A 17,881-nucleotide genomic window follows, 5' to 3' on the forward strand; every position below is an offset into this window, starting at 1 on the left:
ATGTAGAATTAAAAAAGCTGAACCTTGTAAAGTTCAGCTTTTATTTATGATTTACAAAAATCAAATCTTTTCAATTATTTTATCTGCAAATTCAGATGTTTTTAGAAGGGTTGCTCCTTCCATCAAATTATAGAAATCGACAGTTACCGTTTTGGCCTTGATTGTTTTTGCCAATGCATCAACAATGGCATCACCTGCTTCAGTCCAACCCATGTATTCCAGCATCATTACACCGCTTAGGATAACGGATGAAGGATTCATGGTATTGGTATTGGCAAATCTCGGAGCAGTACCGTGTGTAGCCTCAAAAATAGCATGTCCGGTTTTAAAATTGATATTTGCACCTGGTGCAATACCAATTCCACCCACCATGGCTGCTAAGGCATCCGATATATAATCACCATTTAAATTCAATGTAGCAATAACATCGTAATCCTGTGGTGCCAATAAAATCTGTTGCAGGAAATTATCCGCAATAATATCCTTGATAATCAATTTACCAGCTTGTTCTGCGGCCTTTTGTTCTGCATTAGCAGCATCCTGACCATCTTTGGCTTTGGTGGTTTCCCATTGATTCCAAGTGTAAACCTGATCCTTGAATTCCTTTTCAGCTAGTTCATAGCCCCAGTTTTTAAATGCACCTTCGGTATATTTCATGATATTACCTTTATGCACCAAGGTTACTGATTTTCTACCTTCGGCAAGTGCAAATTCAATTGCTGCACGGATTAGGCGTTTAGAACCTTCCTCAGAAACGAATTTAAGACCTACTCCTGTTGTATTGCTAAAGTTGTAGTCTACATTCAGGTCGTTTTTCAAAAAGTCTTGAATGCGTTTAGATTCTGCAGTTCCAGCCGCAAATTCAATCCCTGCATATATATCCTCTGTATTTTCCCTGAAAACAACCATATCAACTTTCTCAGGATGTTTAACGGGTGAAGGAACTCCTTCATACCACTTCGTTGGTCGTTGACAAACATATAAATCCAATTCCTTTCGTAGGGCAACATTCAAGGATCTAATACCACCACCAATCGGAGTGGTTAAAGGTCCTTTGATACCTACTAAATATTCTTTAAAAACATCCAGGGTTTCATTAGGCAACCAGCTTCCAGTTTCATTGAATGCCTTTTCACCTGCCAGGACTTCTTTCCAATTAATCTTCCTTTTTCCTCCATATAGCTTTTCAACAGCTGCATCAAAAACGCGAACTGAAGCCTTCCAAATGTCAGGACCTATACCATCTCCAATAATAAATGGAATAGTAACCTGATCTGGAACCAATAATTTACCACTTGAATCTATACTGACCTTATCTGACATAATTAATTGTTTTTTAGTTATTTATCTTTACTGAACATATTACCAATCTCCCTACTGATTCTTCTGAAAATAGGTGCCGTTTGAATATCTTCATACTCATCAATATGTTGATCTTCAAGCCTTGATGGGAAGATTAATAGTAAGTTTTGGTTCTTATAATATTTTCCAACTCTTTTCGCCAAACCGTCCAAGGAATCGCGGTAGGATACATCACCATAACGCGCTGACACGAAGACAAGCATAGATTCAGCATTGCTAAAGGTTGCCAATCCGTAGATATTATCCCAATCTTCATAATTCTCGAATGAAACCGGAACACTGGACTTCAAATTCTCCAGCATTTGCTCAATCGCTTGATGACTTCGATGATTACACACGAAAATAATTGGCAGAGAAAGCTCTGAAGCCAATTTGGTAATTTTTTCCATCCAATATGCGAATCCTACTTCAGATTCTGCTAATGGCGGAACAAAGACCGTAATCATTTTATTGGTAATAAACGGCTTTTCTATCCGGCACATCATCAATGTGGCATCAGTACGGTTCAAGATACTCTCGGTCTTCTCTCCTACGATCTTCTCCACAAAGCTCGTTGCACTAGGCCATCCTAAGATTAAACAGTCAGCAAATGCTTCTCTTGCCGCACGGCTGATACCATTGGCGATATTGAAATCAACTTTTGTGATTAGATCAACCTCTGTTTCAGATCCGGAGGCATATTTGGCTGTCTTATCCAGATTCTGTCTTGCTTGATTCAGGTTTCTTTCCGCTTGTTCATCATTTGGAACCACACTTAAGATATTTAATGGATGTGGTGATTTCTTGGATTTCACTAAAGTTGCAAAATCCAGGATAGCTTCCATGTTGTTCAGATTCGCAATTGGAATAACGATTTGTTCTTCATGCTCTTCCACATGCTCCATATGTTCCTCATGCTGACGACCTTCCAAAACTATTTTCTTGGAAGCATTCTCGGTGACGATGGAGGCGATAATACAACTTACCAGAATCAGGATAATTGTACCATTAAGGACATTCTCATCAATAATATCGTTGTTATAACCAACCATGATAATGGCTAAGGTAGCTGCAGCATGTGCATTGCTTAATCCGAAGATTAAATTCCGCTCATTTGTAGAATATTTAAATGCCCATTGGGTTGCTGTTGCTGCAAGGAACTTTCCGACGATACCTACTAGAGTTAAAGCACCAGCAACGTAGAATACGGTTAAACCACTGCTATTGGTAATCACACCAATATCAACGATCATACCTACTGAAATCAAGAAGAAAGGAATAAATATAGCGTTACCAATAAACTCAATGCGGTTCATTAAAGCTGAAGAATGGGGAATTAATTTATTCAGTGCCAATCCAGCAACGAATGCCCCGATAATAGGCTCCAGGTTTGCCATTTCTGCAAGGAATGCTGCAAAGAATACAACTGTCAGAACGAAGATATAGTGGCCTGTTTTTTCGCTTTCCACTTTTTCAAAAAACCATTTGGCAATCTTTGGAATGACCCCAAACATAATGAAAAGGAAGATGGCAAATGAAATCCCTAAGGTTACCCAAAATTCATTATCAATATCACCTTGCGATGCACCTTTAATAACCGCCAGAATGATAAGAACGGCTGTATCGGTAAGAATCGTACCGCCAATCGTAATTGCAACAGCTTCATTTTTTGAAATACCATAGCGATTAACAATGGGATAAGAAACCAAGGTATGTGTCGCAAACATACTTGCAATCAAAATACTGGTTAATAAACTATAATCAAGGACATAATAACATACCGGGAATCCGATAGATATAGGAATAATAAAGGTAAAGAAACCAAATAGGAAGGATTTATGTTTGGTTTTCTTAAACTCATTCATATCGAGTTCTAGACCTGCAATAAACATGATATACAGCAATCCTATGGTTGAAAACAAATCAACTGCAGAGTTTTTCTCTAACCAATTCAATCCATGCGGACCAATAATCATCCCTGATATAATCAGCCCGATAATCCCAGGTACTTTTATCGGTCGCAACAAAATGGGCGATAAGAGAATGATAAAAAGAACTAGAGAGAATATAAGGACCGGATTAGTTAGTGGGGCCTCAAAAGCATGTATTAGATGATCAAAAATTTTGTCGCTCATATAAATTATTCTGAATTTCAATACAATTAAAAAACAATATTGTTTTCAAGTGAAAGATAAGGAAATTTAAGAGAATTATTGATTGAGAATCGGGAAATCTCCAAGAATGTTACTTGAACTGGATCGTCTTAATTGGCGATATTCTTGAAATAAGCATAGAAGGAATGAACAAAGTCAATAATGCAATTCCTATTAATGAAATATTCAACCATAATACGGTCATCCAAGAGATTTCCATAGGGACGAAGGAAACGTAATAGATACTTGGATCCAGTTTAAAAAAGTGGGTACTGGTTTGAAAAAAGTAAAGTCCAATCGCTATCAGATTTCCTAAAATAAGTCCATAGCCGATCAGATATAAGGAATTATAAAGGAATACAGTTCTGATTTTTCCATTTCTCATTCCTAAGGCCTTCAACATTCCGATCATTGGCGAACGTTCCAATATTGAAATCAATAAGGCAGAAATCATATTGATAACAGCAACGACCACCATCAGAACAAAAATAATATTATCATTCATGTCCAGCATATTCAGCCAATTGAAAATATCCTGCATTTGAATGACAACATTTGTTGCATATAGGCCAGAACCAAGATTATTATTGAGGTCGTCCGTGGTCTTGAATAATTGATTAAAATCTTTGACGCGGACTTCATATCCACCTGCTTGGCCATCTTCGAGGTTATTTAGCCTTTGGATCAAGGGCAATGAGCCAATTACGTATGTTTTATCCAATTCTTCGGAATTGGTTGTGAAAATCCCCTTTACTATGAATTTACGTTTCTTTACAGGATCCTGGATAAAATGCATAATAAAACTTTCACCAACTTTCAAGTGCAGTCGGTTTGCCATCAATGATGAAATCAACAATTGATTATCTGCATCTTCAGCAGAGAAATCAATGGTATCACCTTCAAGAATAGTTTTTGAAAGAAAGTTTTGATCGTAATCCTTATCGATTCCTTTGAGAAGCACCCCTTCTACTTCACCTTTGACATTCATGATCCCCGCTTTAGTGGCAAAGGGATAGACTTCAACGACATTCGGATTTTGTTTGATTCGATCTATTTGTTGAGCATCGAGGGAAATTGGGGTATTGACGTAGGAGTCATTTTTTTCATTTTTCAGGATAATAATATCGCCAAAAAAGCCTCTTTGTTTTTCAGTTATTTCATCTTTGAAGCCATTTAGTATGGCTACAGCGAGAATGATCGCCATAATAGCTAAGGCTAAAGCCCCTACCGTCACGCGGACGATAAGTTTTGAAAACGTACGGTTTCCCTCTAGAGTAATCCTTTTGGCTAAGAAATATGGAAAATTCAAGCTTAAATTAAATTTGTAACTTCGCAAAGTTAATAAAATTTGTCATCCAACAATAGGGATGCTGTTGCATCCTAAACGTAATTTAATATTTCTATGCGAATAATATTTATGGGTACTCCGGACTTTGCTGTAGCTTCGTTGAAAGCACTTATAGAAGCTGGAGAAGAAGTCGTAGCAGTGGTAACAGGTCCCGATAAACCGGCGGGTAGAGGTCAGAAAATGCATTCTTCAGCGGTGAAGCAATTTGCAGTTTCTCAAAATATCCCTGTCTTACAACCCGTAAAATTAAGAGACCCAGAGTTTTTGGAAGAATTAAAGTCTTTTCAAGCAGACCTACAAGTAGTTGTTGCGTTCAGGATGTTGCCTGAAATAGTATGGAATATGCCGCCAAAAGGAACGATCAATGTACATGCTTCGCTTCTTCCAAACTATCGTGGCGCAGCTCCTATCAACCATGCTATTTTGAATGGTGAAAAGAGTTCCGGGGTGACCACCTTTCTTTTGCAACATGAAATCGATACTGGAAATATTTTATTTTTCACTGAAGTGCCCATTACAGAAACCGATAATGCTGGCGACTTACATGACAAATTAATGGTTGCTGGAGCCGAATTACTGATTAAAACTGTAAACGCTATCAAAGAAGGCAATGTAAATCCTATCCCACAGGATGAATTAAGCAGCAATCAGGAATTAAAGCATGCTCCGAAAATATTCAAGGAAGATTGTTTGATTGATTGGGACAAAAGTACAGAGGAGGTTTTCAACCAGATTCGGGGCTTAAGTCCTTACCCGGCTGCATTTACATATTTGGACGATAAGGTTTTAAAGATTTATTCAGCGGAGAAAGAAGTTGTTGGACACAGCAAGAAGCCAGGGTCATATATCTCTGATGGAAAGACCAACATCAAATTTGCCACGGCAGATGGCTTTATTAGTCTATCTGAAATACAAATAGAGGGCAAAAAGAGGATGGCTGTAACTGATTTTCTTCGAGGTTATCGTTTGGACAAATTGGCAGATTAATCTTCAACATATTTAAACAGATCCCCGGGTTGACAGTTCAAGGCTTTACAGATGGCATTTAAGGTGCTGATACGTATAGCCTTAGCTTTCTGATTTTTAATAATCGATAGATTGGAAAGTGTGATTCCAACTTTTTCACTCAATTCATTCAGAGACATTTTTCTCTGCGACATGATTTCGTCAAGATGAACAATTATAGGCATAACAAATAATATTTTGCTTTTGATTAATATTACAGTAGAAAACAATTCTTGTTTGGATTTGTTTTATAACAGGAAAAAGGAAATTGAAATAAGCAAGAAAAATTAGTTAAATGTGTGTTAAATACTTGTAAATCGACGAGATTAGCGAGTTTTTGGAATGATTTTTGATGTTAGTATAACATCAACTCACCACGTATAACTAACTCATAATGAGTTAATAATTTACAAATAGATTAGAAATAATTGGGATAAATTTGTTATGTTTGCGGACATTTCAGAAAAGAAAGGTTTATATATTTAGATGAGACAGCTCAAAATTACACAATCCATCACCAACCGTGAATCGCAATCACTTGACAAGTATTTGCATGAAATCGGCAAGGTAGATTTAATTTCGGCAGAAGAAGAGGTTATTCTAGCTCAAAGAATTCGTGAAGGTGATCAGGTTGCACTGGAGAAATTAACAAAAACCAACTTACGTTTCGTTGTATCGGTAGCAAAACAATACCAGAATCAAGGTTTAACCTTAGGGGACTTGATTAATGAGGGTAACTTAGGCTTAATCAAAGCAGCAAAGAGATTCGATGAGACCAAAGGGTTTAAGTTTATTTCCTACGCAGTATGGTGGATTCGTCAATCAATTTTACAAGCTATTGCAGAGCAATCTCGTATCGTTCGTTTACCATTGAACCAAGTAGGGTCTTTAAGTAAAATTAGCAAGGCCTTTTCAAAATTGGAGCAGGAATATGAGCGTGAACCGTCACCAGAAGAATTAGCTGATATCTTAGAAACTACGGTTGACAAGGTATCTGATACATTGAGTAACTCTGGTCGTCACGTATCGATGGATGCGCCATTTGTACAAGGAGAAGAAAACACCCTATTGGACGTTTTGGAGAACAGCGACCCTGACACTGACAGTTCATTAATTGACGAGTCTTTATCAGAAGAAATCAAGAGATCGTTAGCTACATTAACAGAGCGCGAGAGAGAAATTATTGTATTATTCTTCGGATTAGGTTCAAATCATCAATTGTCATTGGAGGAAATTGGCGAGAAATTCAGCTTGACTAGAGAGCGTGTTCGTCAGATTAAAGACAAGGCGTTACAACGCTTAAGACACACCTCGAGAAGCAAAATCCTAAAATCATATTTAGGATAATCCAAGATCTTGAATAAACACATAGCAATGCGCAATTAATATTGCGCATTTTTTGTATAAAAAATTTTCATTGGGAATAAAAAAAGCCTTGAACTAAAATTTCAAGGCTTTTTCTTTTAGAAATAATATTATTATTTCTTATGTAATTGTTCGTATAAGTCAATTACCTTTTTTTGCAAATCGATAACTTCAACTTCACGTGCTTGAAGACGTTTTTGAAGCTCGTTTACTTCATTCTGAATTTGCTTATCTTCTTCAGGGTCTGAAGTAGACAACAATTGCACTAATGATAAACCAAATAATTTAGAGATTTGGTTTAATCTTGATAAATTGACATCTGTAATTCCAGTTTCAATCTTAGAAAAAGCAGGAATCGAGATATCTAGCCTTTTAGCTACATCCTCCTGACTCCATCCTTTCTGATGTCTAAGTAATCTAATTTTTTTTCCTAATGCATTCATGGGTAAAATGTAAAATATTTATTTATTAAGTAATTATCAAATTTAAACAAATAAAGTAAAATTCAAAATCCCATTATTAAAATTTTAAAAAAAATCCGAAAGAATGTTAAAAATTTCTCAAAAATTTATCTGCAAAACTACTCATATTTACCCCATTGTAGTTGTTTGAACTCATAAATAGCAAATTATACCCATTTGACTTAAAAGTTTCTAAAAATACTTCTAAATCAGCCATTTGCGTGATAACTTGGAAGGAAGGATGGTTAAAAGCCTCTGTTAAACGCCAAATTAAATTATCTAAAGCAATATTTTTTTCCTTTATAAGTGATGTATTAACGAAAACGACAGCAAAGTCTGATTCATTCATCGAATTTGCGTATTCCGTAATAAACTCAGAGTCAAGACTGTCATAGGCGTTTAATTCGATGACAGTTACCAAGGCTTGATTTGGAAATTGTTCCTTCACTGCATGGATACTTGACCTCAATTTACTAGGTGTATGTGCGAAATCCTGATAAACTACACTTCCGTTCTGACTAGCTACAAATTCTAAATATCTTATTGAACTCTTGAAATCTTGGATTGCCGAATAAAACTCATCGCGCTTCACTCCTAGCCATTCACATACCGTAAATGCACCAGCAATATTGGATAAATTGTGCTTTCCAAACACTTTTAACGGGATATTCTCTTCGCCAACGTGCAAATAGGTCACTCCCTTATTTATCGTGTATTCTGGAAGCTTGTAACCATGTCGATTAATTTTAATGTCCATGGTCCTCTCTACCACCTCTCTGGTGTTTTTATCGTCCTTGTTATAGATTAATGTACCTTTAGGAACAATAGTCCTAATAAAGTCCTCAAATTGCTTAAAATACTCTTCTTCTGAGATAACAGTTTTAAAGTGATCCCAATCAATTCCACTGATAAGCGCGATATTCGGTTTATATTTTAAGAATTTAGATTGTTTATTAACTGCAGAAGCATAATACTCATCGCCTTCAATAATCATGAGGTTATTTTCAGGATTCAACTGTAGCAGGTCATCAAAACCTTCCAATTGAGCCCCTACCAAGTAATCAAAATTGCGTCCCAATTTCTTAAGGACATGCATGATCATACTTGTGATGGTCGTTTTGCCATAGGAACCGGCTATTACAACACGAGTTTTTTCAACGCTTTGTTCATATACAAACTCAGGGAAAGAATAAATTTTTATTCCCATTTCCTTGGCTTTATTTAGCTCAGGATTATTTTCATCCGCATGCATGCCTAAAATTACAGCATCGATATCCTCCGTAATTTTTTCAGGAAACCACCCTAATTCGGTTGGGAGTAAACCTGCTTCACGAAGTTGCGACTTCGACGGCTCGACGATTTGATCATCCGAACCAGTCACCTGATGCCCCTGTTCAGCTAAATTAATAGCTAAATTATGCATGATACTTCCGCCTATGGCAATAAAATGAATGCGCATTTAGTTTGCTTTAATAAATTTGGCTGCACACCAGGTATCCAGCACTTTTTTCTCAATAAATTGAAAACCTAAGGATTCAGCCTTCTTCGATAAGATCTCCAAATCCTCACCATCATAGAACCCTGAGATATAGAGTTCTCCTGATTCAGAAAGGTCGGTATAATACACATCAAATTGATCCATCAGAATATTTCTATTGATGTTCGCCAGGATGGTATTAAATTTTTTCCCTTCAATTGCTTCCTTAGAACCTAACTTCGCTTCAATATTTGAAACCTGATTAAGTTCTTTGTTCTCTATTACACTTTCTACACAGATAGGATCAAAGTCAACTGCAAGGATTTGCGATGCTCCACGTTTGGAAGCTAGAATCGCCAATATTCCGGTACCACAACCCATATCTAAAACCTCCTTACCTTGGAAATCATTTTCCAGGATATAAGAAAGCATCATAGATGTGGTTTGATGGTGCCCCGTTCCGAAAGACATCTTCGGATCGATAATAATCTGATAAGGATATTCGGGTTTATCCTCATGGAAAGTCGCACGCACATAACACTTGTCATCAACCAAAATAGGGCTAAAATTACTTTCCCACACTTGATTCCAATTCTTGTTTTCTAGTTCGTTGACCTCATAGGATATTTCAAAACCTTCAGCTTCGCTCAGCAACAAGGTTTCCAAAGCCTGGATATCTAGGTTTGACGCTGGAATATAAGCTACAAAACCTTGGTCCTGATCCTCGAAAGTGTCAAAGCCAAGGTTTGCTAATTCAGCGATAAGCAAATCCTTTTGCCATTCTTCGATATTCGAAGACGTAAAAGTAACTGCTGTATACTTCATATTTTTACGCGTTAAATACGTTAATAATTTGCAAGAAATCGCGAGATTTCAAAGATGCACCACCGATTAATCCACCGTCGATGTCCGGTTGTGAGAATAAACTTTGAGCATTCGATGGGTTTGCACTACCACCATATAAAATACTCGTGTTATCAGCAGTTTCCTGACCATATTGATCAGCTAAAGTTTTGCGGATAAATGCATGTACTTCTTGTGCTTGTTCTGGACTTGCTGTTAAACCAGTTCCGATAGCCCAAACAGGCTCATATGCCAATACAATATTTTTAAATGCTTCAGTATCTAAATGAAATAAAGCTTTGCTTAATTGCGTCTTGATTACATCAAAATAAGAACCTGCCTCACGTTCATCCTTAGTTTCGCCGATGCAAAAGATAGGTTTAAGATTATGTTTTAATGCAACATCAACTTTCTCCGCCAATAATTCATCAGTTTCTCCAAAATAAGCACGACGCTCAGAGTGACCCAAGATTACATATTCAGCACCGGTGGATTTAACCTGAGAAGCTGAAATTTCTCCTGTATAAGCTCCCGATTCATGTTGATTGATATTTTGTGCACCAATAGATACATTCTTCGTAGAAGCGCTTAATTTAGAAATTGCTGCCAAATGGATAAATGGGCTACAAACAACGATCTCTTGATTTCCAATCACTTCGTCTTTCACCATATTCACGATCTCAGAGAACAAGCTAACGCCTTGCTCATAATCCATGTTCATTTTCCAGTTTCCAGCTACAATATTTTTACGCATAGTGTTTAATGTTTATTTATATGTTTAAGATTGATTTTCTACATGAAGATATTTGAATTCATCAAATAAATATTGAAAGATAGAGAGGTTACTCTGCAGATCATTCCTTCCCGTTACACGGTCTCTACTCTCCATCATATTAATAAATTTTTCAAAAGTGTATGGTTCCGACCCCTTGTCAGTTACCCAACTGAAATCAGGCACAAATTTGGGAATAAATTTTGAAATTGCAACCTGTGAGCCAATACCAATTACACAGCCTGTTGTAAACGAAGAATTTATGGCACACATGGCATAGTCCCCCATGAATAATCCGCATTTAAACTCATCGGTCTCGCGATAGCTAAGGTCCTCATAATCAAACAACCGAACTGCTTGCCAATTGTTTTTTAAATTTGAATTTGAACTACCTGCTCCGATATTTGCTCCTTCGCCTATCACCGAACAACCTAAATATCCATCATGCCCTTTGGCACTATTTCCCCAAATTACTGTATTATTCACCTCACCACAGACTGTGCTTCCCGGACCAATGGTAGTATTCGGATATAGCTTCGATCCTGTTTTTACCCTTGCTGACTCGCCAATAGAAACATAGCCTTTCAAATAAGAACCTTCTTCTATCTTGGCGTTTTTGCCGATATAGATAGGTCCTTCCATACTATTTAAACTAGCACCTTCCACTTGCGCTCCTTCTTCCACAAAGATCCATGAACCGTAAATGCTATTCGTATCGCTGATAGCAGCAGATTGACGACCTGTGGTCAATAATTTATAATCAAATAGAAGTTGGGATTTATTGTGGAGGAAGATGTCTTCGATATGGTTTAACTTAGAAAATTGAGCCGAAGACTTGATAGGATTATATTTTTCATGAAGAAACTCCAAATCAAGTTGGGGTTCACTGGTTTTTATTGCAATCCAAGAATTTTCATCCAATAGTATATCACCAATAGCTAATGCTTCCAACTCCTTTATTAGAGCATCAGATGGCAATACATCAGCGCGGATAAATAGAAATTCAGAGTTACTATTATGATTAAAAGGAAATTTTTCGAATAAGTAATCGGCAGTTTTATAGGTAACGGGGGACTTGAAAATAAGCTCCCATTTCTCATTTAAGGTAGAAATACCGACTCTAAGATTGCCAACGGGTCTTGATGAGGCAAAAGGGAAAAGACGCTTACGCCAGTGAGCGTTATCAAATAATACTATGGTTAGCGACATGAAATAAAAGTACATAAAAAATCCCGACAAATAAATTTTATCGGGATAATATCAATTTCTTTATAGTAAAGAATATTACTTTTTGTTGTAACGGCTACGGAATTTATCAATACGTCCAGCTGTATCAACTAATTTCATTTTACCAGTGTAGAATGGGTGTGAAGTGTGAGAAATCTCTAACTTAACTAATGGGTACTCTGTACCATCTTCCCAAGTGATAGTTTCTTTTGTATCAACACAAGATTTAGTGATAAAAGCGTAGTCATTAGACATGTCTTTAAATACAACTAATCTGTAGTTTGATGGATGCAAATCTTTTTTCATTTTATCTTATGATTACTATATAATTCAACAATTGAGGTGCAAAGATAATTTATTTTTCATTCAAATACAAAAAACAAACATAAATTCATTTCCACACCTGTGAATAAGTTTTACTTGCCTTTTAATCAGCCAGTACAATTTGAAGGTTTTTCATCTTCAGAATTACAAAAGTAAACAAATCCTATGAATAACAAGCCTTTTTTCGCTATTAGCATCATTAAATAGTTCTAATTTCATACTTTTGCAACACATTATAAGTTGTACGAAAAATGAGCATCGGATTATCTGAACAAGAACAACAAAGAAGGCTAAACCTGAAAGCCTTGATCGACCTAGGCATTGACCCCTTCCCTGCTGAAGAGTTTAAAGTTAATGCAACGGCTGAGGACATATTGGCAAACTACGAAAGAGATAAGATCAACTATAAGAATATTAGTTTTGCTGGACGTATCATGAGCCGTCGGGTTATGGGTAGCGCTTCTTTCATGGAACTGCAAGACTCTACTGGACGTATTCAAGCCTATGTAAAACGGGATGACATCTGTCCGGATGAAGATAAGACCTTATATAATACGGTATTCAAAAAGCTTTTGGATATTGGTGATATCGTTGGGATCACAGGTTATGTTTTTACCACCCAAACTGGTGAAATCAGTATTCACGTGCAAACTTTAAAGGTTCTGACTAAATCTTTAAGACCATTGCCGATTGTAAAAGAAGCTGATGGCAAGACCTATGATGCGTTTACTGACCCTGAACAACGCTATAGAATGCGTTATGTGGATTTGATTGTAAACTCTCACAACAAAGAAATTTTCGTAAAGCGTACGAAGTTATTCAATGCAATGCGTGATTACTTCAACAACGCTGGATATATGGAGGTTGAAACTCCAATCTTACAGGCTATTCCTGGTGGTGCTGCGGCTCGTCCGTTTATCACTCATCATAATGCCCTTGATATTCCATTATACTTACGTATCGCCAATGAATTATATCTGAAGAGATTAATTGTTGGTGGTTTTGACGGGGTATATGAATTCTCTAAAAACTTCAGAAATGAAGGAATGGACAGAACACATAACCCAGAGTTTACAGCCATGGAAATCTATGTAGCCTATAAAGACTACAACTGGATGATGGAATTTACTGAAAACTTATTGGAGCATTGTGCGATTGCTGTAAATGGAACAACCAATGCGACTTTTGCTGAGCATCAGGTAGATTTCAAAGCGCCATATCCAAGAGTGAGCATGACAGAGGCTATCAAACAATTCACTGGTTTTGATATTACCGGTAAATCGGAAGATGAAATCCGTCAGGCGGCAAAAGGAATGGGAATCGATGTGAATGAAACGATGGGTAAAGGTAAGTTGATTGATGAGATCTTCGGTGAAAAATGTGAAGGAAACTTTATTCAACCGACATTTATCACGGACTACCCTATCGAAATGTCTCCTTTGACAAAGAAACACAGAGATAATCCTGAACTTACTGAGCGTTTTGAATTAATGGTATGTGGTAAGGAAATTGCAAACGCATATTCGGAGCTTAATGACCCTATTGATCAAAGAGAGCGTTTTGAACATCAATTGAAACTTTCTGAGAAAGGTGATGATGAAGCAATGTTTATCGACCAAGATTTCTTACGTTCTTTGGAATACGGAATGCCTCCTACTTCAGGATTAGGTATCGGTATGGACAGATTGATTATGTTCTTAACGAATAATCCTTCCATCCAGGAAGTATTGTTCTTCCCTCAAATGCGTCCTGAGAAAGTTGCAAAGGTAGCTTCCACAGCGGATTATGTAGAACAGGGAATTCCTGAAGCTTGGGTACCAGTTTTACAGAAAATGGGATTCACGACCATCGAGCTTTTAAAAGAAGCTAATCCAAACAAGGTTTTCAATGATCTTGGCGGGATGCGTAAAAAGATGAAATTAGATGTTACAATGCCAACTAAAGACGAAGTTCTAGCTTGGTTTGAATAAGATATCATAATAAAAAAGTAATCCTCATTGTTCATTCAATGGGGATTTTCTTTTTGCTCGTAGTTATGATAAGAGGGAATGTCTAGATATTCAATGTCTGAAGATTATTTTCTGATAAGTTCTCCAAACTACGCTATCCTAAATAGAATGGACAAAACAAAAACCATTTTTTTATCGTTTCTAAAGGAGAAACAATAAATTGAACCTATGAAGAAACTTCAAATACTTTTTCTTATTCCACTTATTATGGGATGTGCCAGTAACCAAGGCACAAGTTCCAAACCACCAAAAATAATTGGTAACTGGCAATGGCTGGAAACCTCGGGTGGTTTTGCTGGAATTAAGAAAACACCAGAATCATCGAATGAAATCAAACATCTTCAGATTACTAAGGATAGTATTTTCTATTATGAAAATGGTGAATTGACTTCAGCTCAACCCTATAAATTAAAACTGACCAAATCTATGCTAAATAACAAAGATGGTTGGCTCTTGAATGAAAATCCACATAAAGTGTTTGTTCAAAGGCAAGATAGCACCTTGTTGATGCAGGAAGATTGTTTTGATTGTTTCTCACATCGATATGTGAAAATGAAGGAAAGATAAGAAGAAAGAAAAGTAAAAAAAATGCCCCGATTTACGGGGCATTTAATATTTACTTAGCTGGAGCAGCATCTGGTAGTAAGATAAACTTATAGAAGTTTTCTTCTTTCAAATACTTATTGGCAGCAGCTTTTACTGATTCGATAGTAACTTTGTCAAGATCCTCAAGATACTTAGTAACCTTTGTAGGATCAGATTCATTCTGTACAGAACCCATAATTTCTGAAGTCCAGAAACCATTCTCTCTTAGATTTAATTCCAATTGACGTTTTTCCTCAATTTTGAATTTATCTAAATCAGTCTGAGATGGACCATTTTGTTTAATCTTCTTCACTTCGTCAATTGCAGAATTAATCAAAGATTGATACTTGTCAACACTAGTTCCAAATCCGATCATAAAGGTATAACGAGGTTTTGGAGATTTGCTGTATGATAAACGAGCTCCGGTTCCATATACTCCACTTTCATCTTCACGTAGACGCTCAATCAATTTATTGGTCAAAATAGTCTCCAAAGCACTTGCATTCATGTTCTCTTGATCATTATAAATATAATCACCATAAATAACCATTCTTACAGCAGCTTTCGCCTCTTTACCCTTGCGAACAATCTTTTCAACACCTTTGTTTTTCTCATAAAGGTTCAAGTCCTTCGCTTGTTCTTTACGACCTTTATTAGGTAAAGCAGCTAGGTATTCCTCTAAATATGGTTTGATTTCATCCTCAGTAAATGAACCTACAATTACAAAAGTGAAATCTGAGGCATCAGCGAATCTATCTTTATAAATTTCCAATGCTCTTTCTTTACTTACCTTATCTAAATCTGTAATTGAATATGGAACACGACGAATGCTATTTCCATATAATGTACGTTGAATCGCATCACTATAAACAAAGTTCGGATCATTTTCACGATTTGCTTGCATGTCTTTTTGCTTGCTAATAACACTTTGGAAAATATCATCCTCAATTCTAGGTTCTGTGAAGTAACCATAGATCATTTCAAAAGCAGTTTTTAAACTTTCTTTATCAGTTGAACCACGAAGACCTTCAGAACGCTCAGTGATATAAGGACTGATGTTCACCTCTTTACCAGTTAAACTCTTTTGTAATTCTACGGTATTCAACTGTCCGATTCCAGAACTATTCACCAAGTTTCCAGCGAAAGATGCCGACATATAATCTGCATCAGAGTACAAGGATGTACCACCTGGACTATAAGCAGAAATCATAATTTGATCATTCTTGAACTTGGTAGGTTTTAATAAAACCTTAACTCCGTTGCTCAAGATTAATTCTTTTGTTTCAATTTTATCAATTGATTTTTCTGATTTAATAGAACCTTTCACTGGAGTTTTTGAAAGCATTGGCAAATCAGATACCTTGTCCTCATAAGCCTTTAAATCTTCCTTATCAATCTCTGTAAACCATGCATTAACAGCTGCTTCTTCTGGAAGTTTATCTTTTTCAGCATCAGGAGCTAAAATGATCACATCACGGTTAATGTCTTGGTAGAATTCCTTACCAACATTCTCAACCTCTTTCAAAGTCAATGTAGGCAATAACTGCTTAGTGATTTCATAGCGATCTTCATTACTCAATGCTGGACCATCTTTCAAGAAATGATTCAAATAAGCATTTACGTAACTTTCTGATTTTCTTTTATCACGCTCAGTGTAAGAAGTTTCATTTGATTTAGCAATCGAACTGATAGCACGTTTGAATTCAGTTTCTGTAAAACCAAACTTTTGAAAACGATCTAGTTCTCTAACCACTGCTTTAAAACCATCTTCAAACTGACCTGGTTTAGAGATAAAGAAGGCACCTAAATTATCAATTCCACCGATAAAGCCAGAGATATCAACTCCAGCTTGAATAAATGGAGGATTTGCTGACTGACCTAGTTCGCTAAAACGAGAATTGATCATTTGGTTGAAAACATCTTTCAACAAGTCCCTTCTATAATCCTTAACAGTAGAAACCTTTTCCTCAGGATGTTTGATCATGATCTGACCAACAGTGTAAGTCATTTCAGGATCTGTTACTTTAATAAATTGGTTTTTATTAAGTAAGTCAACTTTATACTCAGTACGCGGTTTCAAGTCCTTTGGCACCTTCATATCCGAGAATAATCTTTTCACTTCAGCTTCCATTTGCTGAGGATCGATATCTCCCACGATAATCAATGATTGAAGATCCGGGCGGTACCATTGTGCATGGAAATTACGAATTACCTCAGGGTCGAATTTTGTTACAACTTCTTCCGTTCCAATAGGAAGTCTATCCGCATAACGAGATCCATTTAACATAACTTTGAAATACTGATCACGCATGCGTTGCATTGCTCCGCGGCCACCACGCATCTCTTCCATGATAACACCTCTCTCCTTGTTGATCTCATCTGTTTCAAGCATTGCATCTTGTGCCCAATCGCGCATCACCTGCAAGCCGTTTTTCAATAATTCAGGATCATCCGAAGGAATCGGTAACTGATAAACAGTTTCATCAAAACTGGTATAGGCATTTAAATCAGAGCCAAATCTTACTCCTGCCTTTTGTAAATAGTCAATCAACTCATTTTTAGGAAAATGCTTTAATCCATTAAAGTTCATGTGTTCCATAAAGTGAGCCAAGCCTAACTCCTTTTCATTCTCTAAAATTGAACCTACTTTCATCGCAAGAAACATGGTTACTCGCTTCTCAGGTTCTGAATTTTTACGAATGTAATATTGAAAGCCATTCGCCAATTTACCCTTGATAACATCCTTATCAAATGGCAATTTTGCATCCCATTTCAGGGAGTCGTTCATCAATACTACTTTTGCTTCTGAATGAAGGTGGGTCGGCACGTAAGCACTGGCCATTTCCGTTGCAAAAGGCAAGAGAAATGCTAATGCGAGGGGTTTTAGAATTTTCATAATTTCAAAAAAAATTTACTAGAATGGTTACTAATTTATATTTGGATAGCAATCTACAATAAATTTATTTAGCTT

General features: G+C 36.6%; 15 protein-coding genes. 4 read left to right on the forward strand and 11 right to left on the reverse strand.

The window, feature by feature from the left end; genetic code table 11:
• Positions 1-60: 60 nt before the first annotated feature.
• The 3 genes from icd to PZ892_RS09750 form a co-directional block, all read right to left on the reverse strand.
• Positions 61-1,323 (reverse strand): NADP-dependent isocitrate dehydrogenase, encoded by a 1,263-nt coding sequence (icd, locus tag PZ892_RS09740; protein ID WP_277710949.1) that lies wholly within the window; start codon positions 1,321-1,323, stop codon positions 61-63.
• Between the two features lie 17 nt (positions 1,324-1,340).
• Complete coding sequence (locus tag PZ892_RS09745; protein ID WP_094256549.1) at positions 1,341-3,476, reverse strand: cation:proton antiporter; 2,136 nt, start codon at positions 3,474-3,476, stop codon at positions 1,341-1,343.
• A 109-nt stretch (positions 3,477-3,585) separates the two neighbouring features.
• Positions 3,586-4,830 carry an ABC transporter permease gene (locus PZ892_RS09750; RefSeq protein ID WP_277710950.1) on the reverse strand — a complete coding sequence of 415 codons (1,245 nt, stop codon included), beginning with the start codon at positions 4,828-4,830 and terminating at the stop codon, positions 3,586-3,588.
• 66 nt (positions 4,831-4,896) lie between these two features.
• Between PZ892_RS09750 and fmt the strand changes: the two genes are divergently transcribed.
• The gene (fmt, locus tag PZ892_RS09755) at positions 4,897-5,829 is read left to right on the forward strand and encodes a methionyl-tRNA formyltransferase (protein ID WP_277710951.1); all 933 of its coding nucleotides are present in this window, start codon (positions 4,897-4,899) and stop codon (positions 5,827-5,829) included.
• Here fmt and PZ892_RS09760 read toward each other — a convergent pair.
• A complete protein-coding gene (locus PZ892_RS09760) occupies positions 5,826-6,032 on the reverse strand; it encodes a helix-turn-helix transcriptional regulator (protein ID WP_094256552.1) in 207 nt (68 codons plus the stop codon). The genes fmt and PZ892_RS09760 overlap by 4 nt on opposite strands.
• Before the next feature lie 301 nt (positions 6,033-6,333).
• Here PZ892_RS09760 and PZ892_RS09765 point away from each other — a divergent pair, with 301 nt between their 5' ends.
• Positions 6,334-7,194 carry an RNA polymerase sigma factor RpoD/SigA gene (locus PZ892_RS09765; RefSeq protein WP_093096797.1) on the forward strand — a complete coding sequence of 287 codons (861 nt, stop codon included), beginning with the start codon at positions 6,334-6,336 and terminating at the stop codon, positions 7,192-7,194.
• 131 nt (positions 7,195-7,325) lie between these two features.
• Here PZ892_RS09765 and PZ892_RS09770 read toward each other — a convergent pair whose 3' ends face one another.
• From PZ892_RS09770 to PZ892_RS09795, 6 genes are all read right to left on the reverse strand, one after another.
• On the reverse strand, positions 7,326-7,655 hold the full coding sequence (locus PZ892_RS09770) for a helix-turn-helix transcriptional regulator (protein ID WP_093096800.1): 330 nt from the start codon (positions 7,653-7,655) through the stop codon (positions 7,326-7,328).
• 106 nt (positions 7,656-7,761) lie between these two features.
• The gene (locus PZ892_RS09775) at positions 7,762-9,132 is read right to left on the reverse strand and encodes a Mur ligase family protein (protein ID WP_094256553.1); all 1,371 of its coding nucleotides are present in this window, start codon (positions 9,130-9,132) and stop codon (positions 7,762-7,764) included.
• Positions 9,133-9,975, reverse strand: a complete 843-nt coding sequence (gene prmA / locus PZ892_RS09780; RefSeq protein WP_094256554.1) for a 50S ribosomal protein L11 methyltransferase — start codon at positions 9,973-9,975, stop codon at positions 9,133-9,135.
• Between the two features lie 4 nt (positions 9,976-9,979).
• Positions 9,980-10,747, reverse strand: coding sequence for a triose-phosphate isomerase (tpiA, locus tag PZ892_RS09785; RefSeq protein ID WP_094256555.1), 768 nt, complete (start codon positions 10,745-10,747; stop codon positions 9,980-9,982).
• 24 nt (positions 10,748-10,771) lie between these two features.
• A complete protein-coding gene (locus PZ892_RS09790; RefSeq protein ID WP_277710952.1) occupies positions 10,772-11,974 on the reverse strand; it encodes a putative sugar nucleotidyl transferase in 1,203 nt (400 codons plus the stop codon).
• Between the two features lie 75 nt (positions 11,975-12,049).
• Entirely contained in the window at positions 12,050-12,298 is a 249-nt protein-coding gene (locus PZ892_RS09795) for a type B 50S ribosomal protein L31 (RefSeq protein ID WP_094256557.1), read from the reverse strand.
• 269 nt (positions 12,299-12,567) lie between these two features.
• Between PZ892_RS09795 and lysS the strand changes: the two genes are divergently transcribed.
• Together lysS and PZ892_RS09805 are read left to right on the forward strand one after the other, a co-directional pair.
• Positions 12,568-14,286 carry a lysine--tRNA ligase gene (gene lysS, locus PZ892_RS09800; RefSeq protein ID WP_094256558.1) on the forward strand — a complete coding sequence of 573 codons (1,719 nt, stop codon included), beginning with the start codon at positions 12,568-12,570 and terminating at the stop codon, positions 14,284-14,286.
• Positions 14,287-14,493: 207 nt separating this feature from the next.
• Positions 14,494-14,892, forward strand: a complete 399-nt coding sequence (locus PZ892_RS09805; protein ID WP_277710953.1) for a hypothetical protein — start codon at positions 14,494-14,496, stop codon at positions 14,890-14,892.
• 49 nt (positions 14,893-14,941) lie between these two features.
• Here the strand turns inward: PZ892_RS09805 and PZ892_RS09810 are convergent, their stop codons facing one another.
• Positions 14,942-17,806, reverse strand: a complete 2,865-nt coding sequence (locus tag PZ892_RS09810) for a M16 family metallopeptidase (protein WP_277710954.1) — start codon at positions 17,804-17,806, stop codon at positions 14,942-14,944.
• Positions 17,807-17,881 lie beyond the last annotated feature (75 nt).

Origin of the sequence: Sphingobacterium sp. WM (assembly GCF_029542465.1) — a bacterium.
GTDB lineage: Bacteria > Bacteroidota > Bacteroidia > Sphingobacteriales > Sphingobacteriaceae > Sphingobacterium > Sphingobacterium cellulitidis.

Excerpts from the sequence above, each read along its gene's own strand:
- icd (WP_277710949.1), bottom strand. The coding sequence starts at position 1,323 with ATGTCAGATAAGGTCAGTATAGATTCAAGTGGTAAATTATTGGTTCCA.
- PZ892_RS09745 (WP_094256549.1), bottom strand. The coding sequence starts at position 3,476 with ATGAGCGACAAAATTTTTGATCATCTAATACATGCTTTTGAGGCCCCA.
- fmt (WP_277710951.1), top strand. The coding sequence starts at position 4,897 with ATGCGAATAATATTTATGGGTACTCCGGACTTTGCTGTAGCTTCGTTG.
- PZ892_RS09760 (WP_094256552.1), bottom strand. The coding sequence starts at position 6,032 with ATGCCTATAATTGTTCATCTTGACGAAATCATGTCGCAGAGAAAAATG.
- PZ892_RS09765 (WP_093096797.1), top strand. The coding sequence starts at position 6,334 with ATGAGACAGCTCAAAATTACACAATCCATCACCAACCGTGAATCGCAA.
- PZ892_RS09770 (WP_093096800.1), bottom strand. The coding sequence starts at position 7,655 with ATGAATGCATTAGGAAAAAAAATTAGATTACTTAGACATCAGAAAGGA.
- PZ892_RS09775 (WP_094256553.1), bottom strand. The coding sequence starts at position 9,132 with ATGCGCATTCATTTTATTGCCATAGGCGGAAGTATCATGCATAATTTA.
- prmA (WP_094256554.1), bottom strand. The coding sequence starts at position 9,975 with ATGAAGTATACAGCAGTTACTTTTACGTCTTCGAATATCGAAGAATGG.
- tpiA (WP_094256555.1), bottom strand. The coding sequence starts at position 10,747 with ATGCGTAAAAATATTGTAGCTGGAAACTGGAAAATGAACATGGATTAT.
- PZ892_RS09790 (WP_277710952.1), bottom strand. The coding sequence starts at position 11,974 with ATGTCGCTAACCATAGTATTATTTGATAACGCTCACTGGCGTAAGCGT.
- PZ892_RS09795 (WP_094256557.1), bottom strand. The coding sequence starts at position 12,298 with ATGAAAAAAGATTTGCATCCATCAAACTACAGATTAGTTGTATTTAAA.
- lysS (WP_094256558.1), top strand. The coding sequence starts at position 12,568 with ATGAGCATCGGATTATCTGAACAAGAACAACAAAGAAGGCTAAACCTG.
- PZ892_RS09805 (WP_277710953.1), top strand. The coding sequence starts at position 14,494 with ATGAAGAAACTTCAAATACTTTTTCTTATTCCACTTATTATGGGATGT.
- PZ892_RS09810 (WP_277710954.1), bottom strand. The coding sequence starts at position 17,806 with ATGAAAATTCTAAAACCCCTCGCATTAGCATTTCTCTTGCCTTTTGCA.